12 protein-coding genes and 1 tRNA gene are annotated in these 16,365 nt (G+C 63.9%); 7 read left to right on the forward strand and 6 right to left on the reverse strand.

Translation table 11 applies throughout. From position 1 onward, the window contains the following. The first annotated feature begins 5 nt into the window (after nt 1–5). Entirely contained in the window at nt 6–1,172 is a 1,167-nt protein-coding gene (wecB, locus tag MKP08_RS11905; protein WP_255750190.1) for a non-hydrolyzing UDP-N-acetylglucosamine 2-epimerase, read from the forward strand. On the opposite strand, the gene recG is transcribed toward wecB, so the two are convergent. Further along, the gene (gene recG / locus MKP08_RS11910; RefSeq protein ID WP_241554010.1) at nt 1,158–3,227 is read right to left on the reverse strand and encodes an ATP-dependent DNA helicase RecG; all 2,070 of its coding nucleotides are present in this window, start codon (nt 3,225–3,227) and stop codon (nt 1,158–1,160) included. The genes wecB and recG overlap by 15 nt on opposite strands. A 67-nt stretch (nt 3,228–3,294) precedes the next feature. Here recG and MKP08_RS11915 point away from each other — a divergent pair, with 67 nt between their 5' ends. Both MKP08_RS11915 and mfd read left to right on the forward strand, forming a co-directional pair. Beyond that, entirely contained in the window at nt 3,295–3,567 is a 273-nt protein-coding gene (locus MKP08_RS11915) for a succinate dehydrogenase assembly factor 2 (protein WP_241554011.1), read from the forward strand. A gap of 93 nt (nt 3,568–3,660) precedes the next feature. Continuing rightward, nucleotides 3,661–7,152, forward strand: coding sequence for a transcription-repair coupling factor (mfd, locus tag MKP08_RS11920; protein ID WP_241554012.1), 3,492 nt, complete (start codon nt 3,661–3,663; stop codon nt 7,150–7,152). Here the strand turns inward: mfd and MKP08_RS11925 are convergent. Continuing rightward, nucleotides 7,149–8,450 carry a GGDEF domain-containing phosphodiesterase gene (locus MKP08_RS11925; RefSeq protein ID WP_241554013.1) on the reverse strand — a complete coding sequence of 434 codons (1,302 nt, stop codon included), beginning with the start codon at nt 8,448–8,450 and terminating at the stop codon, nt 7,149–7,151. The two genes, mfd and MKP08_RS11925, sit on opposite strands and share 4 nt — an antisense overlap. A 118-nt stretch (nt 8,451–8,568) precedes the next feature. Between MKP08_RS11925 and MKP08_RS11930 the strand changes: the two genes are divergently transcribed. After that, a complete protein-coding gene (locus MKP08_RS11930) occupies nt 8,569–9,357 on the forward strand; it encodes an NAD kinase (protein ID WP_241554014.1) in 789 nt (262 codons plus the stop codon). Between the two features lie 56 nt (nt 9,358–9,413). Continuing rightward, a tRNA-Asn gene (locus MKP08_RS11935) sits at nt 9,414–9,488 on the forward strand. 446 nt (nt 9,489–9,934) lie between these two features. On the opposite strand, the gene MKP08_RS11940 is transcribed toward MKP08_RS11935, so the two are convergent. The 3 genes from MKP08_RS11940 to MKP08_RS11950 all read right to left on the reverse strand — a co-directional run bounded on the left by MKP08_RS11940 (nt 9,935) and on the right by MKP08_RS11950 (nt 13,821). Further along, a complete protein-coding gene (locus MKP08_RS11940; protein ID WP_241554015.1) occupies nt 9,935–10,675 on the reverse strand; it encodes a sulfite exporter TauE/SafE family protein in 741 nt (246 codons plus the stop codon). A 17-nt stretch (nt 10,676–10,692) separates the two neighbouring features. Further along, a complete protein-coding gene (gene secA, locus MKP08_RS11945) occupies nt 10,693–13,446 on the reverse strand; it encodes a preprotein translocase subunit SecA (protein ID WP_241555599.1) in 2,754 nt (917 codons plus the stop codon). A gap of 108 nt (nt 13,447–13,554) precedes the next feature. Then, complete coding sequence (locus MKP08_RS11950) at nt 13,555–13,821, reverse strand: hypothetical protein (protein WP_215227988.1); 267 nt, start codon at nt 13,819–13,821, stop codon at nt 13,555–13,557. Nucleotides 13,822–14,001: 180 nt separating this feature from the next. Here MKP08_RS11950 and argJ point away from each other — a divergent pair, with 180 nt between their 5' ends. Both argJ and MKP08_RS11960 read left to right on the forward strand, forming a co-directional pair. Next, a complete protein-coding gene (gene argJ, locus MKP08_RS11955) occupies nt 14,002–15,228 on the forward strand; it encodes a bifunctional glutamate N-acetyltransferase/amino-acid acetyltransferase ArgJ (RefSeq protein WP_241554016.1) in 1,227 nt (408 codons plus the stop codon). Then, nucleotides 15,225–16,025: an inositol monophosphatase family protein gene (locus tag MKP08_RS11960; RefSeq protein ID WP_241554017.1), complete on the forward strand. Its 801-nt coding sequence runs from the start codon at nt 15,225–15,227 to the stop codon at nt 16,023–16,025. Before argJ ends, MKP08_RS11960 begins: the two co-directional genes overlap by 4 nt. On the opposite strand, the gene trxA is transcribed toward MKP08_RS11960, so the two are convergent. Next, a complete protein-coding gene (gene trxA, locus MKP08_RS11965) occupies nt 16,022–16,342 on the reverse strand; it encodes a thioredoxin (protein WP_215227985.1) in 321 nt (106 codons plus the stop codon). The two genes, MKP08_RS11960 and trxA, sit on opposite strands and share 4 nt — an antisense overlap. Nucleotides 16,343–16,365 lie beyond the last annotated feature (23 nt).

A 16,365-nucleotide genomic window follows, 5' to 3' on the forward strand; every position in this document is an offset into this window, starting at 1 on the left:
GTTTAGTGACCGCCACCCCTGCCAAGACAAGCCCGCGCATCCTGGTTAGCTTCGGCACGCGACCCGAAGCGATCAAGATGGCCCCGGTGGTCCATGCGTTGCGGGCGCAAGGCGGCATGGACGTGCGTGTCGCGGTAACGGCGCAGCATCGCGAAATGCTCGATCAGGTCCTCCGGATCTTTCGGATCGAGCCGGATATCGATCTCGATCTGATGCAGCCGGGCCAATCGCTGGACGCGCTGTCGGTGCGCATTCTCACCGAATATGGCGCTGTGCTTGATGAATGGCGGCCGGACCGAGTGTTGGTTCACGGCGATACGCTGACGACGATGATGGTGACGCTGTCGAGCTATTTCCGGCAGATCCCGGTCGGGCATGTCGAGGCGGGCCTGCGCAGCGGCGATATCTATTCGCCATGGCCAGAGGAAGGAAACCGAAAGGTCGCGGGCACAATCTGCGATCTCCATTTTGCACCGACCGAGAGCGCGGCTGCGGCCCTCCGCGCCGAAAACGTTCCCGAACAGGCCATCCATCTGACCGGAAACACTGTCATCGATGCGCTGCTTGCGACCCATCGCGAGATAATCCATGACCCTTCGCTAGCGAGTGGGCTCGATGACCTGGCCAACCGCTTCGCCGGGAAGCGGATCGTCGCGGTGACCGCCCATCGGCGCGAGAACTTCGGGCTGGGTATGGAAAGCATCGCCGCGGCGCTGGGTGACCTGGCCGGGCGCGAGGAAGTGGCCGTGATATTCCCCGTCCACCCCAATCCCAACGTTCGCCCGGTGATGGAGCGGGCACTCGGGGGCCTGCGCAACGTCGCGCTGATCGAGCCGCTCGACTACCCGCATTTCGTCCGCCTGATGGCCATGGCCGATCTGATCCTGACCGACAGCGGCGGCGTGCAGGAAGAGGCCCCCAGCCTCGGCAAACCGGTGCTGGTCATGCGCGATACGACCGAACGACCGGAAGGTATGGCGGCCGGCACGTCAAAGCTGGTCGGCACGGACCGATCCCGGATTGTGGAGGAGGCGACGCGCCTTCTTGACGATCCCGGCGCCTACCCGGCGATGGCACAGGCGCATAACCCCTATGGAGACGGACAGGCCAGCCAGCGCATCGCGCAGGCGATCGCCGAAGCGCACGGCATCGCGACGTCAGCCGCCGCGTAACAGCTGAACGCCGTAGTCGCGCTCCAGCAGGTAGAGCAGTATGCGCGCCGCCTCCCCGCGCGGGGAAAACAAGCCACCATCGCGCTCCACCAGCAACCGCGCGTCGTCGTGAGCGGCGGGTAACAAACGCTGGATTTGCTCGAGATCGGCAATACGAAAAGGAGTATCCCCCGATTGCCGAGTGCCCAGCAATTCGCCGCCCCCGCGCAATTCGAGGTCCTCTTCCGCGATTCTGAACCCGTCCTGCGTTTCCCGCATGAGCGCCAGTCTTGCGCGCCCCGTCTCCGACAACTGTTCTCCGCGCAGTAGCAGGCACACGGACTTCTCCGATCCGCGGCCCACCCGCCCGCGCAATTGATGCAGCTGGGCAAGACCGAATCGCTCAGCCTGCTCGATCACCATGAGGGTCGCGGCAGGCACGTCGACGCCGACCTCGATCACCGTCGTCGCCACCAGCAGCTTCGCCTCGCCGGACGCGAAGCGAGCCATCGCCGCATCCTTCATCTCGGGCGCAAGCTGGCCGTGAACCAGCACCACCGTGTCGCCGAACCGCTCCCGTAACGCAGCATAGCGTGCCTCCGCCGCAGCAATGTCGTCGGTCTGTCCATCGGCCTCGCGCACCATCGGGCAGACCCAATATGCCTGCTGCCCCCCGCCGATATGCCGTCCGATCCCTTCCACGACGTCGACCAGCCGGTCCTGCCCGACCACCCGCGTGTCGATCGCCTGTCGCCCTGGAGGAAGTTCGTCGAGCCGACTGACATCCATCTCGCCGTAATTGGCGAGCGTGAGCGTGCGCGGGATTGGCGTCGCGGTCATCGCCAGCGTATGGGGCGCGCGCCGCCCCTTCTTCGCCAGCATCAGCCGCTGGGCGACGCCGAACCGGTGCTGCTCGTCGATCACGATCAGCCCCAAATCCTTGTACGCCACGCTATCCTGAAAGATGGCGTGGGTGCCGACGACGATGTCGATGCTGCCATCGAGCAGGCCCATCAGGATGCTTTCGCGCGCCCTCCCCTTGTCACGCCCGGTGAGCAAGGCGATCTCGACACCGGTCGGGCGGGCCATCGCGCGCAAAGTCTCGAAATGCTGGCGCGCGAGCAGTTCGGTCGGGGCCAGCATCGCCGCCTGCGCTCCGGCCTCCACCGCGACCAGCATCGCTTCGAGCGCGACCACGGTCTTGCCCGCCCCCACATCGCCCTGCAGCAACCGAAGCATCGGCGCCTCCTGCGCCATGTCGCCCTCGATCTCCCCGATCGAGCGTTGCTGCGCGCCGGTAAGCGGAAACGGCAGTTGTAGCTTTCCCCGGAGTCCGCCGTCGCCCACCAGTGCCCGGCCCTTGCGGGCGCGGTTGTCGGCCCGGACCAGCATCAGGGCGAGGCTGTTCGCGAGCAGTTCGTCATAAGCCAACCGGTCGCGCGCGGAGGCGTTTTCCGCCCGATGCGCCAGCTTCAGCGCGTCGGACCAGGTCGGCCAGCCCGCGCGCTCGAACTGGCTCGGTTCGATCCATTCGGGCAGCTCGGGCAACAGCGCCATCGCTTGGGCCACGAGCGAAGCGACCTTCGGCTGCGTCAGCCCTTCCGCCAGCGAATAGACCGGCTCGCACAGCCGCTGCAGCCCGGTCCCGCCTTCCTCCAGCACATGGTCGGGATGCACGATCTGGAGCATGTCGCCATAGCGCTCCAGCTTCCCCGCCACCCAGCGGGTTTCACCGACCGGCAGCTGTTTCTTCGCGGTATAGGAAGCACGCCCGAAATAGGTCAGCGCCAACACATTGCCGACCGCGTCCTGCGCCAGCACACGGTACGGCCCGCGCTGGTTGCGGCTGGAACGGTGCTCGATCGGGGTCAGACGTACCACGATCTGCTCCCCCTCCCCCGCTTCGTCGAGATTATCGACCAGTCGGCGCGTTACGAAGCGTTCCGGGAGATGGTATGCGACATCGCGCACACGCTCGAGGCCCAGGCGGTCGAGCGGCTTCTTCAGCTTCGGCCCTACACCGTCGAGCGTTTCGACCTCGGCGAACAGCGGATTGAGGGTATCGGGTCGGCGCATGATCGGACCCGCTCTATCATCATCTGCCGGGATGACGAGACGGGAGGTGCTCGCTAGAGGAACCCGCATGACCGAACAGCCCACCCTCGCCACCCGTTTCGCGCGCGCAAAATTCCGGTCCTGGCACCGTGGCACGCGGGAGGCGGATTTCATGATCGGGGGCTTCTTCTCCCGTTACGCCGAAGGTTGGGGGGAACCTGAACTCATCTGGTTCGAAGCGCTGCTGGACGAAGACGATGTCGACATCATGGCGTGGGCGCTGAAGACGCAATCCGTGCCGCCCGAATTGAAAGGCGCGCTGATGGAAGCGATGCAGCGCCTCGATTACGTAGAGATGTAACGGCGACAGGCTTTGCAAGAGACGCGCCTGCTCACTATCTGCCGACGATGCGCGGGAACCTGCCGCGTCTTCCCACACTCTGTGACCTGACCGATGCCCGACCTTTCCAAGATTCTCGCGGCCAAGCAGCCGCTCACCCTCGCCTCCATCGCGCGCGGTGCGCAACCGCTGGTGCTGGGCGATCTCGCCCGGGCCGCTAAGGGGCGCGCCGTCTTCATCGCTCCGGACGACGGCGCAATGCGCGCGGTATCGGACGCCGCACGCTACTTCGCGCCCGAACTGGAGGTCATCGAGTTTCCTGCTTGGGATTGCCTTCCCTATGATCGCGCCAGTCCCGCCCTGTCGATCAGCGCGCGAAGACTCTCGGCTCTGCACCGCTTGCAGGCGGGCAAGAGCGGATCGCAACTTCTTGTCACGACCGCCAACGCGGTCCTGCAGCGCGTGCTCACCCCGTTCCGCATTCGCGAGGCGGTGCGCGAGCTGAAACCCGGCGTGGAGATAGGGCACGAAAGCCTGACCGCGCTGTTGACGCGTCAGGGCTATACCCGTTCCGACACGGTGATCGACGCGGGCGAGTTCGCGGTGCGCGGATCGATCTTCGACATCTACCCCTCGGGCCTGGAATCCGGTCTCCGGCTCGACTTCTTCGGCGACGAACTCGAATCGCTGCGGCTGTTCGATCCCAGTACGCAGCGCACCACCGGGACGCTCGATTCCTTCCTCCTGCTGCCCGCTAGCGAGGCGTTGCTCGACGATACCACGATCAAGCGCTTCCGCACGCGCTACCGTGAGCGGTTCGGTGCCAATGCCACGCAGGACCCGCTTTATGAAGCGGTCAGCGAAGGTCGCCGGATGGCGGGCATGGAGCATTGGCTTCCGCTGTTCGAGGAGAAGCTGGCGACACTGTTCGATCACCTGTCCGACAGCGACGTTCTGGTGATGGACTCAGGTGCGCAGCAGGCCGTGGAGGAGCGGTTTCGCGACATCGCCGACTACCACCGTCAGCGCGGCGAAACCGGCGGACAGGCCAAGGGCAGCTACCGCCCGCTCGATGCCGACGCGCTCTACTTAGCGGACGGCGAATGGAGCGCGGCGCAGGGCGAGGCACCGATCCACCGCACCAGCATCTTTGCCGAGCCGGAAAGCAGGGGCGTAATCGATTTCGGCTTCACCTCGGCGCGCGACTTCGCTGCCGAGCGCGCCCGCGGCGAGAATGTGTACGAAGCTGCCGCCGCGCATTTGAAGGCCCTCGGAAACGAGGGCAAACGCCCGATCGTCGCCGCCTATTCGACCGGTAGCCGGGCACGCATTGCTTCGATCCTATCCGAAGCTGGTCTTGACGTGACCCTTGGCGAAAACTGGCAGGACACGCTTGGCAAAGCCGCGAAAGGCAAGCCGACAGCCGCGATCCTGCCCCTAGAAACCGGCTTCGCGAACGACGAGTTGGAAATCGTCACCGAGCAGGACCTGCTTGGTGACCGGCTGGTAAGAAGGCGGCGCAAGCGTAAGGATTCCGACGCTTTTCTGGCGGAGCTCCAAACGCTCAACCGCGGCGATCTGGTGGTCCATACCGAGCATGGCATCGGCAAATATCTCGGCCTCGAACCCATTCCGGTCGGCAAGAGCCAGCACGATTGCGTGATGCTGGAATACCGCGATGGCGACAAGCTCTACATCCCGGTCGAGAATATCGACGTGCTCAGCCGCTACGGCTCTTCGGAAGATGCCGTCCATCTCGATCGCCTGGGCGGAGAGGCGTGGCAGAAGCGGCGTGCGCGGCTGAAGGAGCGGATCACCGCCATCGCGGGCGAGCTGATGAAGACCGCCGCCGAGCGCTCGCTGAAGAAAGCGCCCGTGCTCGAACCCGACGAGGCCGCCTACAACCAGTTCGTCGACCGCTTCCCATGGGAGGAAACCGACGATCAGGACCGCGCCATCGAGGACGTGCTGCGCGATCTCGAAACCGGCAGTCCGATGGACCGTCTGGTCTGCGGCGATGTCGGCTTCGGCAAGACCGAGGTCGCGCTACGCGCCGCCTTCGTCGCGGCGATGAACGGTCAGCAGGTGGCGGTGGTCGCGCCTACCACCCTCCTGGCACGCCAGCATTATCAGAACTTCACCGAACGCTTCGCCGGCTTCCCGCTGAAGATCGGTCGCCTCAGCCGCCTCGTTCCCTCGAAGGAGATGAGCGACACGCGCACCGGTTTGACGAAGGGCGATGTCGATATCGTCGTCGGCACCCACGCGATCCTGTCGAAATCGACCGAGTTCAAGGACCTCGGCTTGGTCATCGTCGACGAGGAACAGCGCTTCGGCGTGACGCACAAGGAGAAGCTGAAGCAGCTTCGCGCCGACGTGCACATGCTGACGCTCACCGCCACCCCGATCCCGCGCACGCTGCAGATGGCGATGTCGGGTCTGCGCGAGCTTTCGACCATCCAGACCCCGCCGGTCGACCGGCTCGCGGTCCGTACCTACGTGATGGAATGGGACGACATGGTGATGCGCGAGGCGCTGCTGCGCGAGCATCACCGCGGCGGGCAGAGCTTCATCGTCGTGCCGCGCATCTCCGACATGGAGGGAATCGAGAAATGGCTGCGCGAGACCGTTCCCGAGGTGAAGTTCGTTACCGCGCACGGCCAGATGGGCGCAGGCGAGATCGAAGAGCGCATGAGCGCGTTCTACGAACGGCAATACGACGTGCTTCTCTCGACCACGATCGTCGAATCCGGACTCGACCTGCCGAGCGCCAACACCATCATCATACATCGTGCCGATATCTTCGGACTTGCACAGCTTTACCAGCTGCGCGGTCGTGTCGGTCGATCCAAGCTACGCGCCTACGCCTATCTCACGCATGAGAAGGACGTTGCCCTCTCCGAAGTCGCCGAGAAGCGGCTAAAGGTGCTGGGCGACCTCGACAGCCTCGGCGCAGGGTTCCAGCTTGCCAGCCACGACCTCGATATTCGCGGTGCGGGCAATCTGCTGGGCGACGAGCAGTCCGGCCATATCCGCGAAGTAGGTTTCGAGCTCTATCAGTCGATGCTGGAGGACGCGATTCTCGCCGCGAAGGCGGGCGATGCCGGGCTAGAGCGCGACAATCGGGACCTAAGCCCGCAGATTACCGTCGATGCCCCGATCATGATCCCCGACGACTATGTGCCCGATCTGACGGTGCGCATGGCGCTCTATCGCCGCCTGAACCAGGCGGAGAACAAGGGTGAGATCGAAGCGATGGCGGCCGAGATGATCGACCGCTTCGGCGAGCTTCCGCAGCCGACCAAGAACCTTATCCGCCTGATCGAAATCAAGCACCAGGCGATCGATGCTAATATCGCCAAAATCGATGTCGGCGCACGCGGCACGCTGGTCACCTTCCACAACGACGATTTCCCCGACGGCCCTGGCCTCGTCGCCTATGTCGACCGGCTGAAGGACAGCGCGCGGTTACGCCCCGATATGAAGCTGGTCATCAATCGCGCATGGGGCGACCCGCAGAGCCGCCTCAACGGGCTGTTTCAACTGACCAAGGGGTTGAGTGGTATTGCGCGCAAGGTGAGAAAGAAAGACGATGTCCCGGCCTAACCATTACCCGCGGCCAATGCGATAAACTGGCCCGGCGGCAGCGGTTTGGCCCCGAGGAAGCCCTGCCATTTCAGACATCCCTCCGCCATCACGAGATCGCGTTGAAGCTCGGATTCCACACCTTCCGCGATTACCGCAATGTCGAGCGCGCCCGCCATGGCCACGATACCGCGCAGCACTGCCAGATCGCGTGGGTCCTCGCCAATCCCCTCCACCATCGCCTGATCGAGCTTGAGATAGTCGAGCGGCAGGACCTTCAGGTACCGGAAGTTGCAGAAGCCCGCCCCGAAATCGTCGAGCGCGATGCGCGCGCCCGCCGCGCGGAGCATGGCGAGCGTGTCCGCAGCCAGCTCGAGATCGGTCACCAGCACCTGCTCGGTGATTTCCAGGATCAGGCGTTCGGGCGAGAAGCCTGCGCGGTCGGCGAGTTCGAGCAACGACCGCGCAAGATCGGGCACAGCCAGGTCGGCGGAAGTGATGTTGAGCGACAAATCCAGCCCATCGGGCCACTCGGTGGCTGCCGCCAAGGCCATTTCCGCGATCGCGCGCGAGAGAGCGGCCGTCTGATCCGTCCTTTCGGCAATCGCGAACAATGTCCCCGCACCGATCCGGCCCAGTTCCGGATGGTCCCAGCGTGCCAGCGCCTCCGCCCCCGCGATCCTTCCGGAGGCATCGAACTGGGGCTGGAAACACAGATGGATTTGCTTGCCTGCCAGCGCTTTCAGCAAATCCGCTTCCAATCGGGCACCGCTGGTTCCAGCCGGCGCCGCCTCGCGGTCGATCCACCCGATCCGGCGCCCCACGCTGCCCTGCATATCGCCCATCGCATCGGCGAGCCTGTCGAGCATCAGCTCGGCGTCATCCCCCGGAACCGCGCGCATCAGCGCCAGCCTAGGCCACAGCTTGAGTGCCGGTGCCGCCTCGTTGGGCGAGAGCGAGCCGCTCAACGCGTCGGCTAGGGCTTCAGCCAGCCACTGCCAGCGTTCGCGGCTGCACGTTCCGCGAACAACCAGCAGAAACTTCCCGCCACCCAGTCGCGATACCAGCGAATCCTGCAATTCGAATTCGTCGCGCGAGAAATGGAGCAGTCGCTGGGCCACTTCAGCCAGAGCGCCATCGCCGGCGGCCTCGCCATACGCCAGGTTGACGGCATCGAACCGTCCCAACCCCACCAGCATGGCGTGGATTTGCGGGCCTTCGCCTGAACCGGACAGCCAGCCGTGCAAGCTGTCCCGGGCCGATTCGTAATTCAACAGTCCGGTTAACGGATCGCGGGTCAAGGTATCACCGATAGTCATTGCCGACGATCCTAGCGCAAAGCAGCCGCGCGGTCGCCTGCCGTTAGCGGTTGCGTTGCCAAACGGGACGGTGCCCCATAGGGATGGCCTGCCTGTCGCGCGGTGGGGAGAGAAGGACATGAGCCGCAATCACGGTTTCGAACGGCTCGCTCTGGCGGCCGCGCAAAGCGATCGCGCCGCGAACGCCGCCGCCGCATTGAAGGAGCATTTCGCCTTCGTATCGCAGGAGGAGGCGGACGCAGTGGTCGTGCTGGGCGGCGACGGGTTCATGCTCCAGACGCTGCACGCGATGCTCGATCGCGGAGCAGTGAGGCCCGTCTACGGCATCAATATGGGTACCGTGGGTTTCCTCATGAATCGCCCGCGCACGCGTAACGATCTGCTGGCAGCAGTGAACCGCGCCAGCGCCCTTGGCGTCGCGCCGCTGCGTATGGAAGCCACCGGGCAGGACGGCACCGTGCACGCGCGCTACGCCATCAACGAAGTCTCGCTTTTGCGCGAGACCCGTCAAACCGCGAAGATCGAGGTTACGGTCAGGGGTAAGGTCCGGATCGAGGAACTGGTATGCGACGGGGTTCTGGTCTGCACGCCGGCAGGCTCCACCGCTTACAACCTTTCGGCCAATGGTCCGATCCTACCTCTCGATTCGCAGCTCATTGCGCTGACCCCGATCAGCGCCTTCCGCCCTCGTCGCTGGCGCGGTGCCGTACTGCCCGAAAGCAGCTTGGTGGGATTCCGCGTGCTGGAGCCCGACAAGCGGCCGGTTGCGGTGGTTGCCGATCAGACCGAATTCCGTGACATCGCCGAGGTAGCGATCGCCATTTCGCGCGATCAGGAGCTCACTTTGCTGTTCGACAAGGGGCACTCGCTCGACGAACGCATCGTGGCGGAGCAATTCGTCACTTAGCGGCTTGCATTCGCTGGAACGCGCCCATATAGGCGCACCCCTGCCGTACCGGCTGCTCCCCGATAGCTCAGCGGTAGAGTAGGTGACTGTTAATCACTTGGTCGTTGGTTCGAATCCAACTCGGGGAGCCATTCTTTTTCATCCGCCTCCGCCACTGCTACAGGTGGCTCCTTGTTCGGTTTGCCGGTGAGCACGGAGGGTGCGAAGCGGGCGATGAGCAAGAGCAGGGTCGGCAGCGCCATCGTCACCACAACATCCTTGACCCCTTCGCCGAGTTGCATGGCCGGATCGGGCCATACCTGCTGAACGACATCGTTGACTTCGTTGGCGAGCTCGAGCGCGAACACGATGAGCCAGGGCCACACGCTTGCCAGCGAACGCCGCAGGACCAACGCCGCGACCAGTTGCAAACCCACGCCCACCAGAACGTGGATTGCATCGCTATCGATCACCGATGCACGCTCGAACAGCATCTTCTGGTCCATGAAAGCGCGCGCGAACCATTCGACCGGCTGGACCACCGGATTGATCCGCCCGCCCCCGGCAGTTTCTATCAGCGTCCAGGCAAACATATCCGTCATCCCAGCAGCAAGCGTCCCCCGACCCACAGGGTGAGCGCGGCGGTCATCCAGCGAATGATACGCGGACCGAAGAATTTTAGCGCCAGCAGGCTGCCGATCTGTCCCCCAACGACCACCGCGACCATCATCGGCAAACCGTAGGCGACCGCCTCCCCCAGCCTTTCCGGCCCGTTCTTGAGAAGTTGTCCCACGAGCCCGAACAGCGAGTTGACGAGGATGAAGAGGCTGGCGGTAGCGGCGATCGACCGCGCGCCGTCCCACCGTGCGATATGGAGCAACGGAGCGAGAAAAATGCCGCCCCCGATGCCTACCAGACCCGCGACATAACCAAGCGGTGCCGCGATCCAGGGCATGAACCGGGCAAGACGCCCCGGGTGCTCGTCCGTCTCAGAGCGAGGGAGGAGCAGCGCGAGGCCGGCCAGCACTAGGCTAACCCCGAGGAGCACGAAAAAGGAGCGCTCACCGATCGGCGTCAGACCGCCCAGTAGCGCCGCCGGCGCGGCGATACCGGTGAGCAGCAACGCGCCCCGCCATGGGGTGACCCTGGCGCGCGCAAATCGGATGGAGCTGCCGCTGACGACCGCCAGATTGCAACACAGCGACAGCACCGGCAGCATCCGGTAATCGAACCCCGCCAGAGCGAGCAGCGCGCTGTAGGTCGAGCCCCCACCGAACCCGACCGACGCATAGAGCAACGCCGTGACGAAGAACGCGGCGGCGAGCCAGAGCACACCCATCTCGGGGCGCTACCGGCTTAACCCGCGGCGCCGTGGCAATGCTTGTACTTGCTGCCCGACCCGCAGGGACACGGAGCGTTACGGCTGATTTCCATTCCCGCGTACGGATTGTCGTCCTTCCCCGACACGCCGCCGGGGCTCGCTGCCGCTCTGGGTGATCCAGCGAGGGAGCCGAACAGGGCCGCTTGCGCCGCGGAACCGTCGCCGTCGTTAGAATTGTCGAGCCCCGTCAGCGGATCGATATGCCCGGTGAGGAAGTCCGGCAGGTCCGGCAGCGTCTGCTGCGGCGGAGGTGCCATGCGGAACTCGCTCTTGATCAGGATGCCGGTCACGTCCTCGCGCAGCTTGTCCAGCATGCTCTCGAACAGTCCGAACGCCTCCTGCTTGTACTCGTTGATCGGTGTCTTCTGCGCATAGGCGCGCAGGAACACGACTTGGCGCAGCGCATCGAGCGTTGCCAGATGTTCCTTCCAGTGATGATCCAGCCGCTCCAGCAGGATGGATTTTTCGACCCGGCGCCAGATATCCTGATCGGTGTCGGCAAGCTTGCGCTCCATCCGCTCATCCACCAGTTGCTCGACGCGCTGTTCGATCAGCTCGGGTTCGATCGCCTCTTCTTCCAGCCATGCGTCGATCGGCGGCTGCAGCCCAAGAACTTCCTCCAGCCGCTCCTTCAGGCCGGCGACGTTCCACTGTTCCGGATAGGAGCCCGGCGGGCAGAATTCCGCGACCAGCGTGTTGACGGTGTCGTGGCGCATGTCGGCGACCACATCGTCGACCGCCTCGCTGTCCATGATCTCGCTGCGCTGCTCGTAGATGACCTTGCGCTGGTCGTTCATCACGTCGTCGTACTCAACGACCTGCTTGCGGATGTCGTAATTGCGCGCTTCGACCTTCTTCTGTGCGGTCTCAATCGCCTTCGACAGCCATTTCGAGCCGATCGCCTCGCCATCCTCCAGGTTAGAATTCATCATCCGGGCAAACAGCGTGTCCGGCCCGAAGATGCGGAGGAGATCGTCCTCGAGACACAGGTAGAACCGCGACAGGCCCGGGTCGCCCTGACGGCCCGAGCGACCGCGCAGCTGGTTGTCGATCCGGCGGCTCTCATGCCGCTCGGTGCCGAGCACGAACAGGCCGCCCGCCTCCAGCACCTTCTGCCGTTCCTCGGCGATCTCCTGCTTGATCTTCGCGATGGCGGCGGTCTTCTCGGGACCTTCCTCCATGTTGCTGAGTTCGTCCTCGGTGCGGAACTCGAGGTTACCGCCCAGCTGAATGTCGGTACCGCGACCCGCCATGTTGGTGGCGATCGTCACCGCGCCCAGCCGCCCGGCCTGCGCCACGATATGCGCCTCGCTCTCGTGGAAGCGCGCATTGAGGACGGAGTGCTTCACCTTCTCCTGATCCAGGAAGTGGCTGAGCAGCTCGGATTTCTCGATCGTCACCGTGCCGACCAGCACCGGCTGACCGGTGTCGGCCTTCTCCTTGATCGCCTTGGCGATCGCTTTGAACTTGTCCTGCGTATTCTTGTAGAAGACGTCGTCTTCGTCGATCCGCTGGACGGGCACGTTGGTCGGGATCTCGACCACGTTCATCTTGTAGATGTCCCAGAATTCGGGCGCCTCGGTCGCAGCGGTGCCGGTCATGCCCGACAGCTTGGGATACATGCGGAAATAGTTCTGGAACGTGATCGAGGCCATCGTCTGGTTTTCGGGCTCGATCTTCACGCCCTCCTTCGCTTCCACCGCCTGGTGCAACCCGTTGGACCAGCGGCGACCGTCCATCATGCGGCCGGTGAACTCGTCGATGATGACGACCTTGTCGTCTTTCACGATGTAGTCGGTATCGCGCTTGTACATGATGTTGGCGCGCAGCGCCTCGTTCAGGTGGTGCACGACCTGCGTGTTCTCGACATCGTAGAGATTGTCGGTCTCCAGCAGCCCCTTGGAAATCATCAGCTGCTCGATCGCCTCGGTACCATCCTCGGTCCAGGTAATCGTGCGCGCCTTCTCGTCGGCGTCGTACCATTCGGGCTCTACGTTCTTCACCACCTCGTCGATGGCGATGTAGAGGTCGGTCTTGTCCTCGGTCGGGCCGGAAATGATCAGCGGAGTGCGGGCCTCGTCGATCAGGATGGAGTCCACTTCGTCGACGATCGCGTGGCTGAAGGGGCGCTGTACCATCTGGTCGCGCTCGTGCTTCATATTGTCGCGCAGATAGTCGAAGCCGAACTCGTTATTGGTGCCGTAGGTGATATCCGCGGCATAGGCCTCCCGGCGCTGCTGTTCGCCAAGGTTCGGCACGATGACGCCGACGGTCAGGCCCATCCAGCGATAGATTTCCCCCATCCACTCGGCATCGCGCTTGGCCAGGTAGTCGTTCACGGTGACGACATGGACGCCCTTGCCCTCGATCGCATTGAGATAGGTGGCGAGCGTCGCCACCAGCGTCTTGCCTTCGCCCGTACGCATCTCGGCGATCTCGCCACGGTGGAGCACGATGCCACCGATCAGCTGGACATCGAAATGCCGCATGCCGAGCACGCGGACCGAGGCTTCGCGCACGGTCGCGAACGCTTCTGGCAGGATGTCGTCGAGCGTCTTTCCACCCTCGAGTTGTTCACGAAACTTCTGTGTCTGGGCCTTCAGCTCGTCGTCGGTAAGCGCCTGAATCTGCGATTCCAGCGCGTTGATCTGGTCGACGATCTTGGAAAGCGATTTGACATAGCGCTCGTTCGAGGAGCCGAAGATCGCCTTGCCGATATTCTGGAACATGGACATGGATTGGGGGCCTTTGCGGGGCTGGAATTGCGTAAGGAGTAGGCCCGCGCGCAGATTTGCGGCGAGCGAAAAGCGAAGGATCGGTACTAGCTTACCGAAGCGCTATTCGAGAGCGCGGTCGACACCTATGCGAACGCCGGGTGTCGTTGGCGCAGCCATCCCGTCGAAAGCGCTCGATCGCTCGTCCTGAGACTTGCAATCTTCCGGCGCGATTGCGAGACCAGCCGCACGCGTTTCCTGAAGCGCGTGCGTTTCGGCCTGCGCCGCGCAAGCGACCTCCTCCACCTGGACGGGTCGTGCAAACGCAATATCACCGGATGCCGCGAGGCCGGTAATCAGAGCAAGCAGAGTGAAAAGCTGGCGCAGCATGGTGCACGCTAAATAGCGAGCGTAGCCCTAAAGTCCACCGGTCCCGGAGGTTTGAACGTGGATCGTCCGCTTAACGCGCTATGCGCTTTTCTCTACGCGTCGGGATGGTCCAACGAACCATGCACGCGGCCAATTCAGCAGCGATTGCAGGACAAGTCGTCTGCGGTCTAAGGCGGCAGTATGGAACTCGCCCCTTCCCCCCTCGCCCGCCCCTTCCCAGACATCCCCGCCATCGACGGCGTTACCCTGCGCATCGCGCGCGCCCGGTACAAGGATTGGGACCGGTGCGACCTAACCTTGGTAGAGGTAGCCGAAGGGACAGGCGTAGCCGGCGTCTTCACTCGCAACGTCTGCTGTTCGAGCGAGGTCGAACTAGGTCGCCAGCAGGTGAAATCGGGCAAAGCGCGCGCGCTGGTCGTCAATGCGGGTAATTCCAACGCCTTTACCGGGTATCGGGGACGCGAGGCCGTGGAACAGATCATGGGGCAAGTGGCGAGCGGGCTCGGCTGCGCTCCTTCGGAAGTGTTCGTCTCGTCCACAGGCGTCATCGGCGTGCCTCTGCCGAAGGACAAGGCGCGCGCGGGCATCGCCGCGGTCTTAGATGCCCAGCCCTGTTCGTGGGAAGATGGCGCGAACACCATCGCCACCACCGATACCTTCCCCAAGGGTGCTCACGCCGCGGCGATGATCGGCGATGTGCGGGCCGAGGTGGGGGGTATCGTGAAGGGTAGCGGGATGATCGCGCCCGATATGGCGACAATGCTCGGCTACATCTTCACCGACGCGGCGGTCGCACCGGCATTCCTGCAGGAATGTCTTAGCCGCGCTAACGCTGGCACGTTCAACGCTATCACCGTCGATAGCGACACCTCTACAAGCGACACCGTGTTGCTCTTCGCGACCGGGAAGGCGGGCAATAGCGCGCTCCAGAACTGGGACAGCACCGGCGCGGACGCGTTCTACGCCGCTGTCGAGGAAGTATGCCGCGAGCTTGCGCAATTGGTCGTGCGCGACGGGGAAGGCGCACAGAAATTCATCACCGTGCAGGTGTCAGGCGCCGTGTCGGATGAGAGCGCGCACCGTGTCGCGCTTGCCATCGCCAACTCGCCGCTGGTGAAGACTGCGATCGCGGGCGAGGACGCGAACTGGGGCCGCGTGGTCATGGCGGTGGGCAAGGCGGGCGAACCGGCCGACCGCGACCGGCTCTCGATCGGATTCGGCGGGCATTGGGCCGCGCGCGAAGGTCAGCCGGTAAGCGATTACGATGAAGCGCCGGTAGCCGAGCATTTGAAAGGAAGCGAGATCAGCGTCGAGGTCGATCTCGGCCTTGGCGAAGGCAGCGCAACCGTGTGGACCTGCGATCTCACCCACGGTTACATCTCCATCAATGCGGACTACCGGTCGTGAGCGTGCTCGATCGCGAAATCCTCGCGCTGGTGCGGCGTGCCACCGAAGAGGTCATCCTGCCGCATTACCGCAACCTCGGAGAGGCGCAGGTCGAGGAGAAGGCCCCGAACGACCTCGTCACCGCCGCCGACCGCGAAAGCGAGGCATTGCTCGCGGAAGGACTGGCGAAGCTCAATCCGGGCATTGCGATCGTCGGCGAGGAAGCTGCCGACGCCGACCCGGGTGTGATGGACCGGCTCGCAGGCCCATGCTGGATCATCGATCCGATCGACGGCACGAACAACTTCGCGAACGGCCGGGCGCCCTTCGGCATACTCATTGCGCTGGCCGAGGACGGCATCGCGCAATCCGGCTGGATCTACGATTGCCTTACCGGTCGCTTCTGCGCGGCTCATCGGGGAAAAGGTGCCTTCGTGGGAGGCGACCCCATCCAGGCGCGCACCACGGATGAAACGCCACCCGTTGCGGCTATCTCGACCGTTTTCCTCGATATCTCCGAACGTGAGGCCATCCGCGAGCATATCGCGCCGCATTATCGCATGGTCGACATTCCACGCTGCGCTGCCGAGCAATATCCGCGGCTCGCGCTGGGCGAAAACGACGTGTCCGTGTTCAACCGCGCCTTGCCATGGGATCACGCCGCCGGGGCGCTATGGTTGAACGAGGCAGGCGGCATGGTGGCCCGACCCGACGGCGCACCCTATCGGGTGGACGAATGGGAACGGACCGGACTCATCGGAGCCGCCACGCCTGCCCTGTGGGAAGAACTGACCGAGCGGCTCCGTCATATTTCCTAAAGCTGCTGCTCGATCCAGCCCTTCAGCTGGTTTTTCGGGGCGGCACCGCGCATGTTCGCCACGGGCTCTCCATTCTTGAAGAGCAACAGATAGGGGATCGCCTGCACCCCGAAATTGCTGGCGGTGTCGGTGTTGGCCATGATGTCGACCTTCGCGATCGTGACCTGATCGCCAAGTTCTTCGCTAATTTCCTCCAGCGCCGGCGCGATCATCTTGCACGGGCCGCACCAGTCCGCCCAGAAATCGACCAGCACGGGCTTGTCGGATTCTAGGACATCGGTCTGGAAGCTGTCGTCTGTTACGGTCTTGGTCGCCATGGAATATCTCCTTCTACTGCCCA

Origin of the sequence: Erythrobacter sp. LQ02-29 (assembly GCF_022576075.2) — a bacterium.
GTDB lineage: Bacteria > Pseudomonadota > Alphaproteobacteria > Sphingomonadales > Sphingomonadaceae > Alteriqipengyuania.